19 protein-coding genes and 2 pseudogenes are annotated in these 18,370 nt (G+C 66.5%); 11 read left to right on the forward strand and 10 right to left on the reverse strand.

Annotated elements, in window-relative coordinates; translation table 11 throughout:
- Window positions 1–110 precede the first annotated feature (110 nt).
- From ACFVJ3_RS40310 to ACFVJ3_RS40335, 6 genes are all read left to right on the forward strand, one after another.
- On the forward strand, window positions 111–1,724 hold the full coding sequence (locus tag ACFVJ3_RS40310; RefSeq protein WP_378457388.1) for an AMP-binding protein: 1,614 nt from the start codon (window positions 111–113) through the stop codon (window positions 1,722–1,724).
- A 65-nt stretch (window positions 1,725–1,789) separates the two neighbouring features.
- Window positions 1,790–2,728: a pyruvate carboxyltransferase gene (locus ACFVJ3_RS40315; RefSeq protein WP_378457389.1), complete on the forward strand. Its 939-nt coding sequence runs from the start codon at window positions 1,790–1,792 to the stop codon at window positions 2,726–2,728.
- Complete coding sequence (locus tag ACFVJ3_RS40320; protein WP_378457390.1) at window positions 2,725–3,717, forward strand: pyruvate carboxyltransferase; 993 nt, start codon at window positions 2,725–2,727, stop codon at window positions 3,715–3,717. The genes ACFVJ3_RS40315 and ACFVJ3_RS40320 overlap by 4 nt, the downstream gene beginning before the upstream one ends.
- A gap of 181 nt (window positions 3,718–3,898) precedes the next feature.
- Window positions 3,899–5,149 (forward strand): bifunctional 3,4-dihydroxy-2-butanone-4-phosphate synthase/GTP cyclohydrolase II, encoded by a 1,251-nt coding sequence (locus ACFVJ3_RS40325; protein ID WP_378457391.1) that lies wholly within the window; start codon window positions 3,899–3,901, stop codon window positions 5,147–5,149.
- A 33-nt stretch (window positions 5,150–5,182) separates the two neighbouring features.
- Window positions 5,183–5,686 (forward strand): flavin reductase family protein, encoded by a 504-nt coding sequence (locus ACFVJ3_RS40330; protein WP_378457392.1) that lies wholly within the window; start codon window positions 5,183–5,185, stop codon window positions 5,684–5,686.
- A gap of 42 nt (window positions 5,687–5,728) precedes the next feature.
- The gene (locus tag ACFVJ3_RS40335) at window positions 5,729–6,589 is read left to right on the forward strand and encodes an LLM class F420-dependent oxidoreductase (RefSeq protein ID WP_378457393.1); all 861 of its coding nucleotides are present in this window, start codon (window positions 5,729–5,731) and stop codon (window positions 6,587–6,589) included.
- 443 nt (window positions 6,590–7,032) lie between these two features.
- Here ACFVJ3_RS40335 and ACFVJ3_RS40340 read toward each other — a convergent pair whose 3' ends face one another.
- Entirely contained in the window at window positions 7,033–7,269 is a 237-nt protein-coding gene (locus ACFVJ3_RS40340) for a toxin (protein WP_378457394.1), read from the reverse strand.
- Entirely contained in the window at window positions 7,266–7,526 is a 261-nt protein-coding gene (locus tag ACFVJ3_RS40345) for a ribbon-helix-helix domain-containing protein (RefSeq protein WP_378457395.1), read from the reverse strand. Before ACFVJ3_RS40345 ends, ACFVJ3_RS40340 begins: the two co-directional genes overlap by 4 nt.
- 209 nt (window positions 7,527–7,735) lie before the next feature.
- On the opposite strand from ACFVJ3_RS40345, the pseudogene ACFVJ3_RS40350 reads away from it, so the two are divergent.
- A pseudogene (locus tag ACFVJ3_RS40350) lies at window positions 7,736–8,700 on the forward strand (recombinase family protein).
- A gap of 3 nt (window positions 8,701–8,703) precedes the next feature.
- Here ACFVJ3_RS40350 and ACFVJ3_RS40355 read toward each other — a convergent pair.
- From ACFVJ3_RS40355 to ACFVJ3_RS40380, 6 genes and pseudogenes are all read right to left on the reverse strand, one after another.
- Window positions 8,704–10,395, reverse strand: a complete 1,692-nt coding sequence (locus ACFVJ3_RS40355) for a tyrosine-type recombinase/integrase (RefSeq protein ID WP_378457396.1) — start codon at window positions 10,393–10,395, stop codon at window positions 8,704–8,706.
- A complete protein-coding gene (locus ACFVJ3_RS40360) occupies window positions 10,341–10,784 on the reverse strand; it encodes a hypothetical protein (RefSeq protein WP_378457397.1) in 444 nt (147 codons plus the stop codon). The genes ACFVJ3_RS40355 and ACFVJ3_RS40360 overlap by 55 nt, the downstream gene beginning before the upstream one ends.
- Entirely contained in the window at window positions 10,781–11,905 is a 1,125-nt protein-coding gene (locus tag ACFVJ3_RS40365; protein WP_378457398.1) for a tyrosine-type recombinase/integrase, read from the reverse strand. Before ACFVJ3_RS40365 ends, ACFVJ3_RS40360 begins: the two co-directional genes overlap by 4 nt.
- 328 nt (window positions 11,906–12,233) lie before the next feature.
- Window positions 12,234–12,722: pseudogene (locus ACFVJ3_RS40370) on the reverse strand (ParB/RepB/Spo0J family partition protein); the annotation flags it as partial.
- The gene (locus tag ACFVJ3_RS40375) at window positions 12,611–13,048 is read right to left on the reverse strand and encodes a hypothetical protein (protein ID WP_378457399.1); all 438 of its coding nucleotides are present in this window, start codon (window positions 13,046–13,048) and stop codon (window positions 12,611–12,613) included. The pseudogene ACFVJ3_RS40370 and the gene ACFVJ3_RS40375, both read right to left, overlap by 112 nt.
- A gap of 32 nt (window positions 13,049–13,080) precedes the next feature.
- Complete coding sequence (locus ACFVJ3_RS40380; RefSeq protein WP_378457400.1) at window positions 13,081–13,302, reverse strand: hypothetical protein; 222 nt, start codon at window positions 13,300–13,302, stop codon at window positions 13,081–13,083.
- Window positions 13,303–13,876: 574 nt separating this feature from the next.
- Between ACFVJ3_RS40380 and ACFVJ3_RS40385 the strand changes: the two genes are divergently transcribed.
- Entirely contained in the window at window positions 13,877–14,476 is a 600-nt protein-coding gene (locus ACFVJ3_RS40385) for a hypothetical protein (RefSeq protein WP_378457401.1), read from the forward strand.
- A gap of 147 nt (window positions 14,477–14,623) precedes the next feature.
- Here the strand turns inward: ACFVJ3_RS40385 and ACFVJ3_RS40390 are convergent, their stop codons facing one another.
- Entirely contained in the window at window positions 14,624–15,094 is a 471-nt protein-coding gene (locus ACFVJ3_RS40390) for a hypothetical protein (RefSeq protein WP_378457402.1), read from the reverse strand.
- 545 nt (window positions 15,095–15,639) lie between these two features.
- Complete coding sequence (locus tag ACFVJ3_RS40395) at window positions 15,640–16,170, reverse strand: hypothetical protein (protein WP_378457403.1); 531 nt, start codon at window positions 16,168–16,170, stop codon at window positions 15,640–15,642.
- 404 nt (window positions 16,171–16,574) lie between these two features.
- Here ACFVJ3_RS40395 and ACFVJ3_RS40400 point away from each other — a divergent pair, with 404 nt between their 5' ends.
- The 3 genes from ACFVJ3_RS40400 to ACFVJ3_RS40410 all read left to right on the forward strand — a co-directional run bounded on the left by ACFVJ3_RS40400 (window position 16,575) and on the right by ACFVJ3_RS40410 (window position 18,305).
- Window positions 16,575–17,129: a hypothetical protein gene (locus tag ACFVJ3_RS40400; RefSeq protein ID WP_378457404.1), complete on the forward strand. Its 555-nt coding sequence runs from the start codon at window positions 16,575–16,577 to the stop codon at window positions 17,127–17,129.
- 223 nt (window positions 17,130–17,352) lie between these two features.
- On the forward strand, window positions 17,353–17,766 hold the full coding sequence (locus ACFVJ3_RS40405; protein ID WP_378457405.1) for a hypothetical protein: 414 nt from the start codon (window positions 17,353–17,355) through the stop codon (window positions 17,764–17,766).
- A gap of 29 nt (window positions 17,767–17,795) precedes the next feature.
- Window positions 17,796–18,305: a hypothetical protein gene (locus ACFVJ3_RS40410; RefSeq protein ID WP_378457406.1), complete on the forward strand. Its 510-nt coding sequence runs from the start codon at window positions 17,796–17,798 to the stop codon at window positions 18,303–18,305.
- Window positions 18,306–18,370 lie beyond the last annotated feature (65 nt).

Consider the following 18,370-nt stretch of genomic DNA (forward strand, 5'->3'; position numbering starts at 1 on the left):
TGCCCACCGATAGGCATGCTGACCTGATGATTTCTGTCGCCGCAGGGTGACAACGGTCGACGACCGCAATGTCGTGGCCGGTCCGGCCCGCACATGGAGGAAAGAAAAGAATGAGCACACACGACCTTCGGGATCTCGGCGGCGGAACCGCGTCCGGTCTGCTGGCCGCCCGAGCCAGTCAAAATCCCGACAAGACCGCACTGGTCTTCGAGGGAACGGAACTGAGCTACCGCGAGCTCGATGACGCTGCTACCAGCTTGGCCCGTGGACTACTCGCGATCGGATTGCAGCCCGGGGACGCAGTCAGCGTCTTCCTGTCCAACCGGCCCGAATTCCTCATCGCGCTCTTCGGTCTCGGACGGGCCGGCCTGCAGTATGTGCCGATCAATACCGCCTACAAGGGCTCGTTCCTCGAGTTCGCACTCGAGCACTCCGAATCCCGGGCGATCATCACCGAGCGGCAAATGACCGGCCCCCTCGCCGATCTGGAAAATCTGCCTGCGTCCGTGACCAACCTCATCTACCTCGACGGACAGCCGGACCGGCTTCCCGCCGGCGATGTCGCAACTTACGCTTGGGCCGACATCCACACCAAGGGGCAAGTCACGGTGGACCTCCCGATGGTCGCACCCGGAGATCTCACCAGCCTCAGTTTCACCTCCGGCACCACCGGCCGCAGCAAGGGGGTGCTCAGTCCGGCGCTGAAGGGTGTGGTCATGGCCCGCGAGGCCGCCGTCGCGATGGGCACGACCACCCGGGACCGTCTCTACACCTGCCTGCCGATGTTCCACGGTGCGGCCACCATCACCTGCAGCATGCACGCGATCTATGCGGGGGCAACGATCTGTCTGTCGCCGCGATTTTCCGCCAGCCGGTTCTGGGATGAGATCCGGGAGACCGGGGCTACCGAGTTCTTCGCCCTCGGCTCGATCCTGCCGATGCTGCTCGCGCAGCCACCGTCTCCGCGCGATCGCGACCATGCGGTCGAGCGGGTCTTCGCCGCCCCGGCCCCGGCGGACGTGCTCTACCGTTTCGAGGAACGGTTCGGGGTGCACATCGTCGAGGGTTACGGCTCCACCGAGGCCAAGAACTTCCTGTACAACCCGCTACACGGTCGCCGGGTCGGCTCGCTCGGCAAGCCCACCGCCACCTCGATCGTCGAGATCCACGACGAGCTGGGCCGCTCGGTCTCGGCCGGTGAGGTGGGGGAGATCGTCTACCGGCCGACGATGGCGAACATCATGTTCGCCGGCTATTTCAAGGACCCGGAGGCGACGCTGGCCGGGATGACCGATCTGTGGTGGCACACCGGCGATCTCGGCTACGTCGACGAGGACGGGTTCTTCTACTTCGTCGACCGCAAGAAGGACGCGTTGCGCCGGCGCGGGGAAAACATCTCCTCCCACGAAGTCGAATCCGCCGTCGGTCAATTCCCCGGCATCAAGGAAGTGGCCGCGGTCGCGGTGCGCTCGGAACTCGGCGAGGACGAGGTCAAGGTTGTGCTCGAGGTGGACGACCCGGCCACCATCGACTTCGAGGTGCTCTACCGGCACTGCGATGCGCAGTTGCCGCACTTCATGGTTCCGCGGTACTTCGAGCTCACCACCACCCTCCCCCGCACCCCCACCGGGAAACTGCGGAAGGTGGCGCTGCGTGAGGACGGCCTCACCGCCGGAACCTGGGACGCCGACGCCGCCGGCATGCGCCCGACCCGCAACCTCTGAGCTTCCCCGACCCACCTACCCGGCGGCGGCCCACACCGCTTCCGCCAGTGCAGGAGCACCCTGAGATGAACACTGTCCGCATCCGGGACGTCGCCCCCCGGTTGACCTTTCAGGCCCAACCGGCCACCACCGAACAGAAGGTGGAATTGGTCGATCGGCTCACCGCCGCCGGGATCACCGCGGTGGAGGTGTCTTCGTTCGTGCGCCCCGATCTGGTTCCCGGGCTGGCCGACGCCGCCGAAGTCTTCGCCCGGGTGCAGCGCCCCGCGGGGGTCTCTCTCGAATGCTGCATCGGCAACCAGAGCGGTCTGGTCCGAGCGGTCGACGCCGGCGCCCACAAGGCCTCGTTCCTGCTGTCGGCGGACGAGGAATTCTCCCGCAACAACACCGGCCGCTCGATCGACGAATCACTGGCCGTCCTCGAGCGGCTGCGGGCCGAGGCCGACGGCACCGGCACCACCGTGGGCACGTACCTGATCTTCGCCTGGGGCGGCCCACTGGGCACCCCCAGGCGCCCCGAAGATCTCGAACCCCTGCTGCGGAGGCTGCGCGAAATAGGGGTGGACGACTGGATTCTCGCGGACTCCTGCGGGTACGCGAGCCCGGTGCAGATACGGGAGACCGTGGCGTTCGCCGCCGAGATCAATGTGATGGACAAGCTGACCGTGCAGGTCCACGACAGCCGCGGCATGGGGGTGGCGAACGTGGCGGAGCTGGCGCGGATGGGACTGCGCAACATCGACACCTCCCTCGCCGGCGCCGGCGGGCACCCCGCCGTCCCCGGTGCGCGGGCCGGCGGGGTCTGCACCGAGGACGCCGTGCAACTGCTCGAACGCTCCGACGTCGACACCGGCGTGGACCTGAACGCTCTCATCGACGCGGCGAACTGGTTCGACGAAATCCTCGGCGGCGGCGAAGGCGGGTTCGTCCGCCGCACCGGTGCGGTGCCCCGCACCGCCGCCGACGTCGACCCCCGGCGCGGCGCATTCGCGTGGTCCCGGTGACCGGGCCGGCGCCCGCGCCCGGCATCGGGGCGACTCCGGCGGTGCGGCTGCGCGACGTGGCGCCCCGATTCGCGTTCCAGTCCGCGGACGCGACCACCGAGCAGAAGGTCGAACTCGTCGACCGGCTGATCGCCGCCGGTGTTCCGGCGATCGAGGTGTCCTCGTTCGTCCGGCCCGACCTCGTGCCCCGCCTCGCCGATGCCGACGAGGTGTTCGCACGCATCCACCGCCGCCCGGGGGTGTCCCTCGAGTGCTGCGTCGGCAACCTCACCGGGCTGCGCCGCGCGATCGACGCCGGCGCCCACAAAGCGTGGTTCCTGCTCTCGGCCGACGAGGCCTTCTCGGTGAACAACACCGGCCGCACCATCGACGACGCACTGTCCACCCTCGAACAGATGTCGGAGGTGGCCGGCACCGCCGACATCACCCTCGGCACCTATCTGATCGGGGCCTTCGGCGGCCCGGCCGGACTGCCCCGCACCTGGACCGACCTCGCGCCGCTGGGGGCGCGACTGTCGGCGCTCGGCGTCCACGACTGGATCCTCGCCGACTCCTTCGGGTACGCGGCACCGCCACAGATCCAGGCAATGGTGAAAGCCGCCACCGAGATCACGGAGCTGGGACGGCTCACCGTCCACATTCACGACCACCGAGGCATGGGGCTTGCCGGTATCGCCGAACTCGCCCGCCTCGGAATCACGAACATCGACACCGCCCTCGGCGGCGCAGGAGGGCACCCGGCCCGCCCGGCCGCCCGCGGCGGCGGGGTCTGCACCGAGGACGCGGCGGCGATGCTCGAGCTCATGGGCATCCCCACCGGCCTCGATCTTCCCGCGCTGGTCGAGGCCGCCACCTGGCTCGCCGAGGTCGTCGGGGTGCGCAGCCCGGGATTTCTCCGCCACACCGGGCCCGTGCCGCGGACTGCGGAGGATCGCCGCCGTGACCGTCCCGCGTTCGCGTGGCCGACGAGCACCTCGTCGGCACCCTGACCGCACGCCACAACTGCACACAGACCGTTCCGGCACCGGCCGCTCCTCGGGTGAGAACCACCCGGCGAGTGGCCGGTGCTGTTCGCGGGTCCCCATACAACGAGTAGCCGTTGACACGATGTAAGCCTGCTGGCTAATATAAGCATGCTTACAAAGTCGATCCAGAGGATGAGAGGCCACCGTGACGAGATTCGACAGCATCGATCGCGCGATCGCGGACATCGCGGCAGGCAAGGCCGTCGTCGTGGTCGACGACGAAAATCGTGAGAACGAAGGCGATCTGGTCTTCGCCGCCGAGAAGGCCACCACGGAGCTGCTGGCCTTCATGGTGCGCCACACCTCCGGATTCGTGTGTGTCCCACTGACCGGCGAGGATTGCGACCGCCTGGCCCTGCCGCCGATGTGCACCATCAATCAGGACAAGCACGGCACCGCGTACACCGTGACGGTCGATGCGACAGCGGGCATCGGAACCGGCATCTCCGCCGCCGACCGCGCCACCACCATCCGGGTCCTGGCCGACCGCGACAGCGGCGCGCACGACCTCACGCGGCCCGGTCACGTGGTCCCGCTCCGTGCCCACGACGGCGGAGTCCTCGCCCGTGCCGGCCACACCGAGGCCGCCGTCGACCTCGCCCGCCTCGCGGGCCTGCGTCCGTCCGGGGTGATCTGCGAAATCGTCAGCCGCACCGAGCCCGGTGCGATGGCCCGCGCCGACGAGCTGCGCGCGTTCGCCGACGAACACCGGCTGGCGATGATCGCGATCGCCGACCTGATCGCCTGGCGGCGCCGGAACGACCACCCCCTGGACCGGACCGCCGAGGCCCGCATCCCAACCCGCCACGGCGAGTTCACCGCGATCACCTACCGGTCCACCACCGAGGACAGCGAGCACCTGGCCCTGGTGATGGGTGACGTCACCGACCGCACCACCCCGGTGCTGGTTCGGGTCCACTCGGAATGCCTGACCGGCGACATCCTCGGATCGATGCGCTGCGACTGCGGTGAGCAACTCGATCAGGCACTGGCCCGAATCGGCGCCGAAGGCCGCGGAATCCTGGTGTACCTGCGCGGCCACGAGGGTCGCGGGATCGGGCTGACCGCCAAGCTCCGCGCCTACTCCTTACAGGACCAGGGCATGGACACCGTCGACGCGAACCTCGCCCAAGGGCTTCCCGTCGATGCCCGGTCCTACACCGCTGCAGCGCATATCCTGCGCGACCTCGACGTCCGGGGCATCCGGTTGCTCACCAACAATCCCGACAAATGCCGGCAACTCACCGATGCCGGTGCCGTGATCACCCGCCGCGAAGCCCTGCTCACCACACCGACCGTGGACAACACCGTTTACCTGCACACCAAGCGCACCCGCCTGCACCACCACCTGGTCACAGCCGCACCGCTCCCCGAATCCCTCGCCGCCTCGAACTGACGCCCCCTCGGCCTCCAAAGGAAGAACACCGCCATGACTACAGTCGCCGCCCCCACCGACCCGGCCGCCCTGCGCACCGTCTTCGCGAACATCCCCCAGACCGTCATCGCCCTGTGTGGTCTCGGCGACGACGGGCGCCCCCGCGGTCTCGCCGCCAGTTCGTTCACCACCGTCTCGCTCGACCCCCCGATCGTCTCGGTCGCCATGGCCCACACCTCCACCACCTGGCCCACCCTGCGCGAGATCCCACGGCTCGGGGTCAGCGTCCTCGCCGAAGGCCAGGACCTGGTGTGCCGTGCGTTGTCCGCCCGGGGCACCGACCGCTTCGCCGACGTCCAGTGGCGCGCTGGAACCGATGGTGCAGTGCTGCTCGACGACGCCGTCGCCACGATGGAATGCACCATCATCGGCGACATCCCGGCAGGCGATCACCAGATCGTGCTGCTGCGCATCGAAACCCTCGCCGCCGACCCCACCCGAAACCCACTCGTCTTCCACGGCAGCACGTTCCGCACACTCGCGCCGATCGGCGCATAAGGCCCGAGCACCGCCCCTCCCCACCATCAAGGAGCCCCACGCATGAGTCTGACCGCGACACCGGTCAAGCTAGGAACCTTCGGCGTCTGGGTGCGCCACACCGACATCACCGGGGCCTTCGCCGCCGAGATCGAACGACTCGGCTACGGCACCCTGTGGATCGGCGGATCACCCGCGGACGATCTGGCAACGGCCGAGACCGCACTCGCGGCCACCTCTCACCTCGCCGTCGCGACCGGCATCGTCAACATCTGGAGCACCGACGCCGACCGGCTGGCGCAGTCGTATCACCGTCTCGACACCGCCTACCCCGGCCGATTCCTGCTCGGGCTCGGCGCCGGCCACCGTGAGGTCAACGGGAACGGTGCGGTCAAGCCGTACCAAGGGTTGGTTAACTACCTCGACACTCTCGACGAGAATGCCGTCCCCGCCGAACGCCGGGTTCTCGCCGCACTCGGGCCCCGCGTGCTCGAGCTCGCTGCCGACCGCACCGCCGGCGCCCACCCCTACCTCGTCAACCCGGACCACACCCGGTCGGCCCGGAACGTACTCGGCGACGGCCCGCTGCTCGCCCCCGAGCACAAAATTGCGATCGGCACGGACCGCGACCACACGCTCACCCTCGGCCGAAAGGGCCTGAGTACCTATCTGAACATGCGAATGAAGAACTATCTCAACAACTTCCGGAGGCTCGGCTTCACCGACTCCGACTTCAGCGACGGAGGCAGTGAAGCACTGATCGACGCCCTCGTCGCCCAGGGGGAACCGCAGACCATCGCCACCCAACTTCGTGGACATCTCGACGTCGGGGCCGACCATGTAGCAATCCAACCCCTCGCCCACCCCGCAGACCTGTTGCCCACACTTACTCAACTCGCCCCAGCGCTCGACTTCCCACGTTGACAGTTCGATTGAGACCACGGCACTCACAGCGATAGGGGAGAACCTGAACGGCGGCTCATTACCTTGGAAATGAGACACCACCCGGACAATATCCGGATCCGATAAAAACCCAGGTCGAGGCGTCTCATAAGTTAATTCCATAATTGCGTGCCACAACCGTCGTGCAGCCCTGACTTTCAGTACGCGCCTGGAGATGGATTTGGGGTACGCACGGATATCGGCGCCCAAAGCAGGAACTCGCGCGGCGGATCGACGCGCTCACCAAAGCTGGGATCAACCCCTGGCGAACGTCTACGCGGACAAGAAGTCCGGGGGCCACCACCGAACGTCCCGAACTGGCAGCTACGTTCGAACGGGCGATGTGATCGTGGTGCACACCCTCGACCGGCGGCCGCGCCGTCCGCCTCTAGGGGAGGCTCTCGCACCGGGCCGCGCGGTGATTGCTACAAGAGGTCGAAGTACTGCGAGCGAGCCTTCATGGCATGAATGAGCAGCTCGTTCCCACTGTCGAAGCGCAGGACAACCAGTTCCAGGAGCCGACCGTTCGGGTCGAAACCCAGCCGGAACTCGCGCGCGGGGTTGTCGTCGTCCAGACCAGCGGTATATACGTGATGCCCTGCCGCGTAGATGCCATCGTTCTCGCTGATCCCGTGTTTGAGCGCGGATTTATGCGCCTTCACGCGACCTGGGTCCAGGCACGCACCGCTTCTCGAATCGCCTCGGAGCGGGAAACATGCTCCTGCTCGGCACGGGCGTTCAATGCCTTCAGCAATGCCTCGTCCATCCGTACCGGCACCACCGCGCCGGGGCCGTCCCCCACGGTCGGTCGGCCGCGTTTGCGCAACTTTTCGACGTCGTAACCGTCCTCGGCCTCGTCTGCCCACTTCTGGATCATCCCGTCCGTGACGGGCGCTCCGTTGATCGTCTCCTCAGCCATAACCATTATCGTAATACGAAAATAGATTCTAGGCCACGATCGCCAACCAGGCCCCACGGGCGGTCGATCCAAGTGATACCTGGCCGCTCCCGTTCTTGCGGTCCATCGGGCCCGTCCGAATACAAACAAAAGCCCAGCACGCAGCTCGAAATTGGTTCTACATTCGTGTCACAACATCGTACAGACCTAACTTTCGGTACTCTCGTGACATGGAGTTGGGGTACGCCCGGGTGTCGACGAGCAAGCAGGACCTGACGCGGCAGATCGACGCGCTCCGCAAGGCCGGGGTCGACCAGGCGAACATCTACGTGGACAAGAAGTCCGGGGCCACCACCGAACGTCCCGGATTGCAGGCGCTGCTGGGTTATGCACGCGAGGGCGATGTGATCGTGGTGCACACCCTCGACCGGCTCGGCCGCACCGTCCGCGACACCCTCAACCTGATCCACGACTTGCACCAGCGCGGCATCGGATTCCGGAACCTGGCCGATCCGATCAAAATCGACTCGACGAACCCGGAGGACCCGATGGGCCAGTTGGCGGTGGTGCTGCTGGCGCTGTTCGGGCAGATGGAACGCACCTACGCGGTCGAGCGGGCCGCCCACGCCCGCACCGTGGCCACCGAGAAGGGACGACGCACCGGTCGACCCAGCGTGGTCACCGACGCCCAACTCGCCTACGCCACTCAACTCCGGGAGGGCGGCGCCACCATCGCCGAGATCACCGACAAGACCGGGCTGACCCGCTCGACCCTCTACCGCCATCTCCCGTCTCGTCCGCCGGAGACGCTCACCGCGGACATCCCGCAACCCGAGGCCAGGAAGACCCCGACACCCGTTGCTGCGCCTTCGTCCTCGGCGGCCGGATCGTCGTCCTGTCCGACCTGCGGATACGAGCCCGCCACCCGCCGGGACCTCATTCCGCACCGCGCGGATCTCGCGACCGTCTGGTTGCACCTCGGCGATCGCGGCGAGCTGCGCGAGGCCCGGCACTGCGCCCACTGTCAGCCCCACGGCCACGTCCTGGTGGTCAGCTGCTCCCGGTGTTGGGGACGGTCCGCTGGTCACCGGCACCGATTCCGGCAGCGACGACGTCCCGGCGGCGGTGCGGGACTGGCTCGCGCAACAGGGACTGGGTAGTGGAGTCGGACCTGTTGTGCCCCAACCATTCCTGAACCTCAGCGGGTTTCGCCGTCGTCGAGGTCGTCGAGCAGGTGCTGCAGCCGCCGGCAGGTCGCTTCGTGCCGTTCGACTTCCCGGTCCCAGCCGCGGGCGCGGGCGTCATCGATCAGGACCTGCTCGGTCGCCAGGCGCGCCCTGATCCGCGGCGCGTACTCGCTGGTGGTGAGGAACTTCGGGCAGGTCAGGACCAGGTCGCATTCGCACGGCCCCTCGGCGGGCAGCCGCAGGCAGTGTCCCAGTTCGAGTTCGGTCTTGAGGAAGTTCGTCTTCAGCCAGTCCACGGTCTTGTCGTCGAGGGCGTCGTGCAGGAGGGCGTCGGCGGCCGGGCCGGCGATCCGGTGTCCGTCGGCGAGCGCCGTCTCGTATTGGCGCCGGATCTCGGGATCGGAGATGCGGCTGTAAATCATCGACATCGTGGCGCTGCGGTGTCCGAGTATTGCCATGATCGTCTGAATGCGGGCGCCGCCCTCGGCGAGCTGGGTGCCGAGGGTGTGCCGCAACCGGTGCGCGCTGACGGTCGGGGATCCTCGATCGTCGACCAGTCCCGTTGCCGCGCAGACGGTGCGGAACGCCTCGTCGAAGAGGGTGGTGACCGAGAGCAGCTTGCCGCGGCGGACGAAGACGTAGTCGACGCGGCGGCCGGTGACCTCGTCGATTCGCGCGATCGAGCGCTGCGCCTGGGCCAGGCCGATGGCGTGTTCGAGGGCGGCGGCTGCGTCCGGGTGCAGCGGGACGATCCGTTCGGTGCGGCCTTTGCCGACCGGGATCCGCAGCCGTGGATGCCCGCCCGGATAGGTGTCGAGGCAATCCCAGGTCAGTCGGCGGATCTCGTCGCGGCGGGCCCCGGACCAGCGCAGCAACAACAGCGCGGCCCGTTGTAGCGGGTCGGCCAGGTCGTCGATCGCGGTCATGATCGCGTCGAGTTCGTGTTGCGGAAGGTAGCGGGGGATCGACTCCGGGCGCCGGGGTGTGTCCCGGGAGGTCAGCAGTGGTCGGCCGGGAACGTCGGCCCACTCCCAGACCGCGGTGTCACGGCAGAACCCGGCGATCGAGTTGAGTTCGTGTTTGACCGTGGTCGTCGCCAGCGGCTGGCCGGTGTGCTGACTCGGACAGGTCGGCAGCCACCGCATGTATTCCTCGATGGTGGCGCGATCGATCTGTGCGAGGCTGGTGATCTCGGTGTGATGGACGCCGAGCCAGTTGACGAACCGGCGCAGAGCCTGCCGGGCGTTGTGCACCGTCTGCGGGCGATCCAGTTTGGCGTCGAGCCGCAGTTGCAGGTATCGCTCGATGACCGTCCGGATCTTGGGCGGGCACGGCTCGGGGAGCAGCCGGTCGGTCCAGTTTGCGATGGTTCGTGTGCCGATGCGCGGCGCGGTGGTGACCTGGCCGACGTTGTACAGCAGCACGTGGGTGGCGTGCAGGTTCGCGAGGTGGTTGCGGAGGAACCCGCGGTTGGCGTCGGGGTCGTCGTGGAACTGACCGTTCGCGAACAGTATCCGGCGCAGAGCATTGAAATCGTCGCGTGCGGCGAAGGCGCGGATGGCTGACCCGAATGCGAACAGATCTGCGGCGGTGATCGCGGTCAGGTCGGGGTCGCCGCGGTGGAGCATGAGCCGGCCCAGGCACCACGTCAGACTGTTCCGGGCCTTGGCCGGGGAGTGGCCCAGTTCGGTCGCGCGACCCACTGCTCGAGCAGCGCGAGATCGACGCCGAGGCCGGTGCTGCCACTGCGCCGGTCCAGCAGACGTGCGTACTTTCTGCCGAGAAGGAAGTCGAAGTCCAGGCCAACCCCTTGCACCATGGACAGATACACCAGATATCCGCTGGCGCGATGCGAGTCGGTGCGCCCGTTCGATCGCATGCCCTCGCCGACAAATCCCAAGCGCACCGGCAGTGGCTGCTCGAACCACGCCTCGAGGTTCGGCCATCGCTCGACGAACCGCCGATAGGCACCCATCCGCTCCCACCGGGCCGGCAGGTGGGGAACGTGCGCGTCCACCCACACCCGGTATTCGCTTTCATCGACGTGCCGGCGCGGGAGAGGTACGGGCCCAGCGGCTGCCGGCCCGGTCATCGGCGATCCCGCAGCGCGGCCGCGTACTCGTCACGAACCTGGTGGTCGGAGACCCGGGTGTAGATCCGGGTCGACTCCGGTGAGGCGTGTCCGAGGCGTCGTTGCAACGCCAACTCCCGCATCCCCGCCTCCCACATCGCTGTCGCGTGGGTATGCCGCAGGGCGTGTGGGGTTTTGTCCACCGTGCGTATCCCGAGCGTGTCCAGCCGCCGGGCGAACATCCGCACCAGCGCGGCGTACGAGAACGGCTCGCAGCGGCGAGCGCCCCTGCCCCCGACCAGAAACACGAACGGACTCGGTGCGTCGACCGGACGTTCATGGAGCACATACCGATTGACCGCATCCAACGTGCGAGGCTCGAGCAGGTCGACGACCCGTTCGTGCCGGGACTTCGCCCGCACGCCCCGCGGATGGTCGTCTCGTTTACGAATCGTGACCCGCCGTCGGCCGTAGGCGATATCGCCGAGCTGGAGCCCGAGCACCTCTCCCGGTCGCAGGGCACCGTCGAGCATCAACAGCACCATCGTCAGATCCCGCAAACAGGTCATGCTCTCCAGCAGCGCAGTCACCTCAGACTCGCTCATCGGACGTGGCAACCGGTGCGGCAACCGGACCCGCACCTCCCGGCTGACCGGCTGCTGCCTACTCGCATTCCCCATGAAGGGGCGGTGCCGTTCGGCGACCATCGCCAGCGCGACATCACGACGGCGCCGCATCGGATTCTCGCCGGTGACGAGTTCGGCGACGATCGCCCAGTCGTAGAAACTCGATACTGCCGCCAGCACCCGCGCCACACTCGCCGGCGCCAACAGCCGCCCGCCGGACCCGACGGACGACAGGCCCAGCCGCTGCGCCGGCCCACGCACCGGGCGTCGCCGCAGCCATCCGAGCAGCTCCAGGGCCAGTGACGGCCGGAACTCGCGCCAATCGATTCCGCGTTCGGCGAAGAACTCGAACACCAAGCGCAGATCGTAGCCGTACGCCAGCGCCGTGTTCGGGCTCCGGCCGGAATCCAGCACGTACCGCAGGAACCGGGTCACCGGCGGCACCGACTCGCCATCGGGTCCCACCAGGACCACCGAGGACACGATCCCGCCCGTCTTCACGGCCTGCACGTGCATGACCCCAGCCCACCACCGGGTGATCCGATCCGCGTGCCGACTCGCCGTGAGATGTCCACATAAGAAAGAACCGGGCCACGATTTCGGCTTGCTCGAGATCGAGTTGACCCGAGTCGAGGGCGGTGCGCGCGGTGGCCGACGTGCCGACGGCGGCGGCGGCCTTGACCTGGGTACGAGGCAGGTGCACCGCTTTGGAAATCTTGGTCACCGACGCGCCGAGATCGAGCATCTGAGCGATACCGGCGGCGCGCTGCCCGTCGGTCAGGTCGTTGCGGTGATCGTTCGCGACGATCTGCTGGGTGATCCGCTGGATACCGCGTTCGGCGTCACTGGTCGCGGTGTCCTGTGTGACCAGGGCGGGGAGGCTGGTCAGCCCGGCATCGCGGGAGGCGAGGGTGCGGCATTGGCCATCTCGCACCCGGATGGTGCCGTCTGCGTAGCGGACGGCCTTGATCGCTTGGAGTACACCGTGTTCGCGGATCGATTCGGTGAGCTCGGCGAGCTTGGCCGGGTCGACGGTGTCGCGGGTGTTGGGTTCGATCTCGGCCTCGGCCGGGTTCAGGTAAACCAGTTCCGCGTGTGCGGCGGTAGCGATTTCGGTGGTGTTTGCGGTCATGGTGTTCTCTCTCCTAGGGTGAGAGGAGAACACCGGGCAGGTAACAGCTGTCCGGTGTTTCCCTTTTTCTCCGTGGGACTTTGGCGGTGTCAGGCGGTCCTGAGCATCCGCGTCGGCGAGGCTGCGAACAGGTCGTTGTTGATCTGCGCGACCAGCTCGCGGGCGACCAGCTCGAGGATCGGTCGCGGGTCGGTCTCCCATCCGGCGAGGATGACGGCCCGACCCCGGATCGGGATGTCGGTGCCAGCCCCGTAGCGGGTGACGATCGCGCGGGCCGCGTCGTTCTCGGGCTGGCGGGGATCGAAGCGGTGGTTGGCTCCGGCGAGCAGGCAGGCCACACCGGGTCGGCCGTTGCCGCCGATCGGGTAGGCGGCGAGGCGGTAGTCACGAACGGCGTCCAGGACCGCGCCGCGCCCATCGGTGATCCGGCGGCTGGTCCAGAAGTCGTCCACGCGCATGTCGGTGACCTGCAAAGTTCCGTCGGTGTCGACGGTGATGCCGGTGATGGTGTCGGTGCTGCGGGTCATGGGATTTCTCCTTCGGTGATGGGGGGTGGGGGTCAGGCGGTGAGGCCGAAATCGGCCGGGTTCACCGGCCGGTGCGCGGCGAGGATGCGCGGGTCGTCCGGTTCGAGGTCGAAGACCATGCCGAGAAGGACGGTGCGGGTGTCGGTGTCGAGGTCGTCGAACCCCGGATCGCCGGGGATGGCGAGTTCGGCGAAGATCACGCGCGCGACGTCGAACGGGTCGAAGACGGAATCAAGAATGATGGTGTTGCTCAACGAAAGCCTCCCGTGTTCGGACCAGGCCACCTGCGGCGCCCTGATCGTTCTTTTTGCCCTGCTGGCAAGGGAGGTTCGGATCGGCGGTATCAGGACGGGGTGCAACCCCTGGGCCGAGAAAGTTTCCTGCGAGCGAAGCGAGTGCGGGTGGGAAAGTTTCTCGGAGCCTTGTGCCGTCGCTCGCGCCGCCAGGGGTTGTTCCCCGGCCGCCGTCGATCAGAATCGCCAAGGCCAGCAGGTCAAAAGAACGATTGCTCTTCAACAGAGCGGAGCGCAGCGGAGCTGTAGGGTCTCAAGAACTGTGGCCAGATCTCACGCAAGTTGGCCACTCGGTGGCCAGTGGCCGATTGGTTGAGATTGTCGCGGCGTTGCCGCATGGTGTGAAGTCGTCGATCAATAGTGCGGCCGCAGGCCGCTCCTTCTACGAAAGCGACGCGGACCGCAGCATCCCAGCAGTCAGTACGCGTGCACTGATCCGGCGGTAGCCGTAAGCCGATCCACTTACGGTGCCGGATTACGTCGCTGGGCCACCGACCTGATCATCAGCGGCGGCGCGTGGGTGCATACTCCAGCCATGACAGTCGATTTCGACTTCTCGTGGTCACAGTTCCTCTGGATGGTGTTCATTTTCGTTGGTGTGCCCACCATGATCGGTGCGGGAATCATCTGGTCTGTCGCGCGGTCCGAGCGGGCCGGGCTGCAGCGCTCCCCGGACAGAGCAGGTGTGGGTAGAACGCAGACGGGAGTTGGCCGACTGGGGCTGTGGGCCACTGGACTAGTCGCGTTTCCCTTGGGATTCCTGTCTTGTGCGGGCTGGCTGAGCTGGTCCGCCGATTACCAAGGAGAATTCCGCGGCCCTGGGCTGCCCGCACCCACACAGTTCCCCACCTGGCAAGTGATCGCCTGTGGAGTGACAGTGGTCTTGGCGTGTCTCGCCGCGGCGCATCTGTCCCGCTGGGCGGCAGCGGGTGGTTTGGCTGCCGCCGCGGGCACGGCGGCAGGGTTCACGACCGCGTTCAGTGTGAACGCCAGCACCGACGTCACCGGCCAGGCAGGCGTGGGCGTGGTGCTCGCGGAAGTCGGATGGGGCGTCGGTTTGGGCCTGCTGATGCTCGTCCGGGGTGCCTGGCTGACCAGGCGGAGCAGCACGCGGGCTGATAACCCCCAGTCATGAGACAGGCAGTTCCCCTGCCGCGCCTGGTCGGCCACGAACCTGCACAGGGACGAAGTGGTGGCCCAGCGCATGCCGGCGGCAGTCGGCCATCGTTCCGTAAGGGATCCCTTGTCGGAACGCCGCGTCGGCTGCCCAAGCACGTAGCCCTCACGACAGCACCACCGAGACCAAGCACGCTGCGGTACCGTGGTCCATAGGTGACCCCGAGTCCGCGACCTTCGTGTCGCGGTTCACCGAGAACCCGGGGCATGAAATGCGCACACCGTTCCGCTCGATCTCCACCCAGCACGGGACCAACCGATCGACGCCGAGCGTCGGCCTTACGGGGTCGTCGACCGCGGCATTGTGATGGAGAACCGCTTTCAAAACAGCGGGCTCGGACGCCTGATTGCATGCGTCGGCGGTGTGATGGAGGCCGTCGCTCGACGCGATCGGTGGCAGATTGCCCGCAACACGACGGGCCCTCTGCTCGAAGAACTGCTCGCCGGCCGCTACGACCACAAATTCGTCACCGTTGATCGGCCCTACCACCGCGGTCTCGACGGTGCACCGATCGCAGTTGCCGACAACCGGATCGCCATGGTCGTCGGATCCGTACCGACGGAATCCGACCATCATCCGAGAGTCCCCGTGACCGCGGTCTTGGTGGCAGCACCTGCTCATCCCCTCCGCTGGTTGGTCGCTGCCCTCGACTTCGACATGGTCGTGGACAACGATTTTCAACGCCGGGTCCAATTCGGGACCTTCTCGGAGGATGCGGACCTCGCCGTCATCGCCGCCCACGGGACACTCGACACCGAAGCGCGGCTATCGACTGGGACGATCCCACAGCCGTACTGCACAACAGTGAGAACGGCACGATCACCGTCGCGGACGCCATTGCCGACCTCGCCAAGTGGGACAGACGGGGGTGGGCGTGGATTGCCGAGGACCGGAACGAGTTCGCCAGCCTCTATCTGCGCGCCAAACACCCCGAACTCGTACGCGAGTACTCGTACCCCTGAAGGCACCGTCCGCATGAATGCTGGCCTGATGATCCGCCAGCAGGGAAGGGTCGGTGACCGGTAGTCGATCCCCAGCCGGGACGAGCGCCAACCGCTGCAGGCACGTGCTGGGTGCCGATCTCGTCCCGGTGAGGGAGCGCTATCGCTGTTTCCGGACTCTCACTCGCACTGATATGCGGTCTGAGTACTTGGACTTGGATCTGGGAGGTTGGCGAAAACGGTCAGTATGCCGCAGACATAGGCGCGGGACAGCTTCCATTCGTTGTTGGAGCGCACGAAGGGGATTGGTCCCACCGGGTAAGGGGCCACGCGATCAAGGCGGCCCTGCCCAGTCGCGTTGATCATGTCTGGGCCGACGGGTTCTACGGTGGTGAACTGGATGTATTGGGGTGAGGGTTGCGCACCCCAGGCCCGCGCGATCGGCAGGGTCTGGTCGCTGGGGCCCTCTAGGAGTCGCGCGCGGTCCTCCTCGCGTACGGAGTAGTTGGTTGTGGCGTTGTACAGGGCGGTCAGTTGCTCGGCGGTGGGCACGAGATCGGTGATCGGCGCCGGCGGAGGTGCGAACTGTGTGGATTGGACGAAGACGGTCGGATCGCGCGATTCGGTGTCATCGGCGGGCGAGGACGCGCAGGCCGCGGTTGCGATCGCGACAAGAGCGCTGGCACCTATCGCAGCTTTCCTCACCCTCATGATCTAGGTATCGCCCCGAGTCCACGCAGCGTGACAACCCGTGCCGCACGAGCTCCCTCGAAGCATCTTCATCAGCGATCGGGTGCCGGTCATCGATCGATGACCGGTCATCGGCAGGCGTGCACGTAGCGTCTGATATCTATCTAGGTGTCGGAGGGCGTGGTTGGGCCGTCGCCTGTTTGGTGGCTCTCCGCATGCGCCGTGCCAGGCCTCGCCTGCGGCCTTCCCGGATCTTCGGTCCAACCAAGGGCGTGCGCGTGATCGAGAATTGTGCGCTCAATGTGCGGACGTTCGGTTCGCGACGTTCTCCATGTCCTGCTGAGCGCTTCGATGGTGTCCAGGATCGTGACGTCGCGGCCGCTGTCGGGTAGGTGGGGCGGACCGGCGGGAACATCGCGCCAAAGGTGTCCGCCGATGGCGGGGTGGACGAAGCCGTCGCTGATGCGTGCCGACATCAGTTTGCTGTAGACGCGCAATCCGGCTGCCGAGAGGCCGTCTCCGAGATCGACACCGAGGCCGTAGAAGAGCTGCTCTGCGAGCTGGTACTGGTGTTCGGTGATACGGCCGAGTCCTTCAACGAACGTGTCTCCAGGCTGCGCCCGCCGGAACTGAGAGAGAACCTCTGCAACGGTGGCGGCTACCTTGGGTGGAATAAGCGGCGGTGGGCGCTGCAGGTCGCCACCGACTGCCGACAAGTACATCGTGCAGGCGGTCGGAAACCTGGCCCAAGACCCCTCGCCGACAGCGGGTGTGGTCGCGAGGTACAGAAAATCATCGAAGACGTCACGGTGCACTGGCGCACACCGACGCAAACCGTCCGCTTCGACGACCGTCAATCCCTCGTACAGGAACTTCTCGAGCACCCGACCTTCCACATCCAAAAGCAACATATGCGTACTCACGCACTAGGGGGACCGATGGGCGAAGCCGTCGGGCGCGAGGTCACCAACACAAAGTAAACAGCCTCCCTTCTACGGCCACAACCGTTTGCCATCTATCGTGGATGACGATCCTCATTGAGGGGGCAAGCGCCGACCGCTGCGGGGCATGCGCTGGGCGCCGATGTTGTCCCGGTGCAGGTTCCGCTTCCGGTCGACCAGCAACTGTCCAAAATCGGATGCTGCGCTAGCTACTCCGGAATTCCCACGCCTGAGAAGCCCCTGCCTACCTACGCTTCATGGCATGCCTCGCGAACCAGCATTCGATCGTTGGCCGATCCAAGATTCCGAGATCATCGAATTCCAGCTGGAGACCAACGCGACAGAGGCCACCGCATTCATCGGCGTCCTCAGAGCCACTCTTTCCGAACTTCTCGCCGGCCGAGCCAAATGGCAGATTATTGGCCCCAGGCCGCTCGACCTGGACGACGCCACTGCGGGAGGGACGGAAACAGACCGTCAGCGTCCCGACGTAGTGATATCTATCGGAGTCCGAGGCGAAGGCGACGCAGGAACCATCGAAGACACTCTCTACCGTGCTTTACGCGAAGCTGGTCTTCGGATAGGGCCCATTTTCGTTGCCGGCTACCCCTTCGGTATCGAGCGGGCACAAGTCCTCGCGAAGTACACCGAGCTAAACGACGCCTCCGACCGGTAGCCGATCAGTCACTGACAATAGGAGTAAGGATGGACTCCGTGCCTCTGCGGGATTGGTTGAACGAAGATTCGTTGGTATGGCGATTCCCGTTGTTTGAGCAGGCTCCCGAGACTGACGCGCCTGAGGCCTGGGTAGCCGCATTCGTGGCTGTCGCCCGTGACGTGCAGTGCCTGCGTTACGGCCGTGAAGTGACGTTGGACGGGCTGCTCTGGGAGTTGGTCGTCAACGACGAGTACTACGTCATTGCTGGTTGGCACGGTCCAGACGAATATGTAGGTGATGTTGGAGGGTTCGGTATCGGCCACGGGCTGGTGATGGACGCGCCGGTGAATGAGGCAACGGTGTGGGTCGCGGACATAGTGCAGAACGAATTGGCCGGGTATGAGTTCGTGCAGTGGCCTTCTGAGGGCAAGCACCCTTTGCTCCCTCGGCTACTTGAACAGCGGCCGGTGTGGGTAGATCCCCACACCGGGGACATAGTCGCTTCGATAGGTGAACTCTGCCCACAAGGGACTGCCCCGGCTCTGGTTGACACCTGACCCGTGAGGGATCTGCCCTCACGGTGAAAGGATGATCGACATGCCGAAGCCATATCCCGAGGAGT

The sequence above is a fragment of the Rhodococcus sp. NPDC127593 genome (assembly GCF_042671975.1).
In the GTDB taxonomy this organism is placed as follows: Bacteria; Actinomycetota; Actinomycetes; order Mycobacteriales; family Mycobacteriaceae; genus Rhodococcus_F.

Coding starts and splice junctions, on each gene's coding strand:
- ACFVJ3_RS40405 (WP_378457405.1), top strand. CDS start 17,353: ATGCCTCGCGAACCAGCATTCGATCGTTGGCCGATCCAAGATTCCGAG.
- ACFVJ3_RS40360 (WP_378457397.1), bottom strand. CDS start 10,784: ATGACCGGGCCGGCAGCCGCTGGGCCCGTACCTCTCCCGCGCCGGCAC.
- ACFVJ3_RS40365 (WP_378457398.1), bottom strand. CDS start 11,905: ATGCACGTGCAGGCCGTGAAGACGGGCGGGATCGTGTCCTCGGTGGTC.
- ACFVJ3_RS40310 (WP_378457388.1), top strand. CDS start 111: ATGAGCACACACGACCTTCGGGATCTCGGCGGCGGAACCGCGTCCGGT.
- ACFVJ3_RS40330 (WP_378457392.1), top strand. CDS start 5,183: ATGACTACAGTCGCCGCCCCCACCGACCCGGCCGCCCTGCGCACCGTC.
- ACFVJ3_RS40395 (WP_378457403.1), bottom strand. CDS start 16,170: ATGAGGGTGAGGAAAGCTGCGATAGGTGCCAGCGCTCTTGTCGCGATC.
- ACFVJ3_RS40375 (WP_378457399.1), bottom strand. CDS start 13,048: ATGACCCGCAGCACCGACACCATCACCGGCATCACCGTCGACACCGAC.
- ACFVJ3_RS40390 (WP_378457402.1), bottom strand. CDS start 15,094: ATGATGGTCGGATTCCGTCGGTACGGATCCGACGACCATGGCGATCCG.
- ACFVJ3_RS40385 (WP_378457401.1), top strand. CDS start 13,877: ATGACAGTCGATTTCGACTTCTCGTGGTCACAGTTCCTCTGGATGGTG.
- ACFVJ3_RS40410 (WP_378457406.1), top strand. CDS start 17,796: ATGGACTCCGTGCCTCTGCGGGATTGGTTGAACGAAGATTCGTTGGTA.
- ACFVJ3_RS40345 (WP_378457395.1), bottom strand. CDS start 7,526: ATGGCTGAGGAGACGATCAACGGAGCGCCCGTCACGGACGGGATGATC.
- ACFVJ3_RS40315 (WP_378457389.1), top strand. CDS start 1,790: ATGAACACTGTCCGCATCCGGGACGTCGCCCCCCGGTTGACCTTTCAG.
- ACFVJ3_RS40335 (WP_378457393.1), top strand. CDS start 5,729: ATGAGTCTGACCGCGACACCGGTCAAGCTAGGAACCTTCGGCGTCTGG.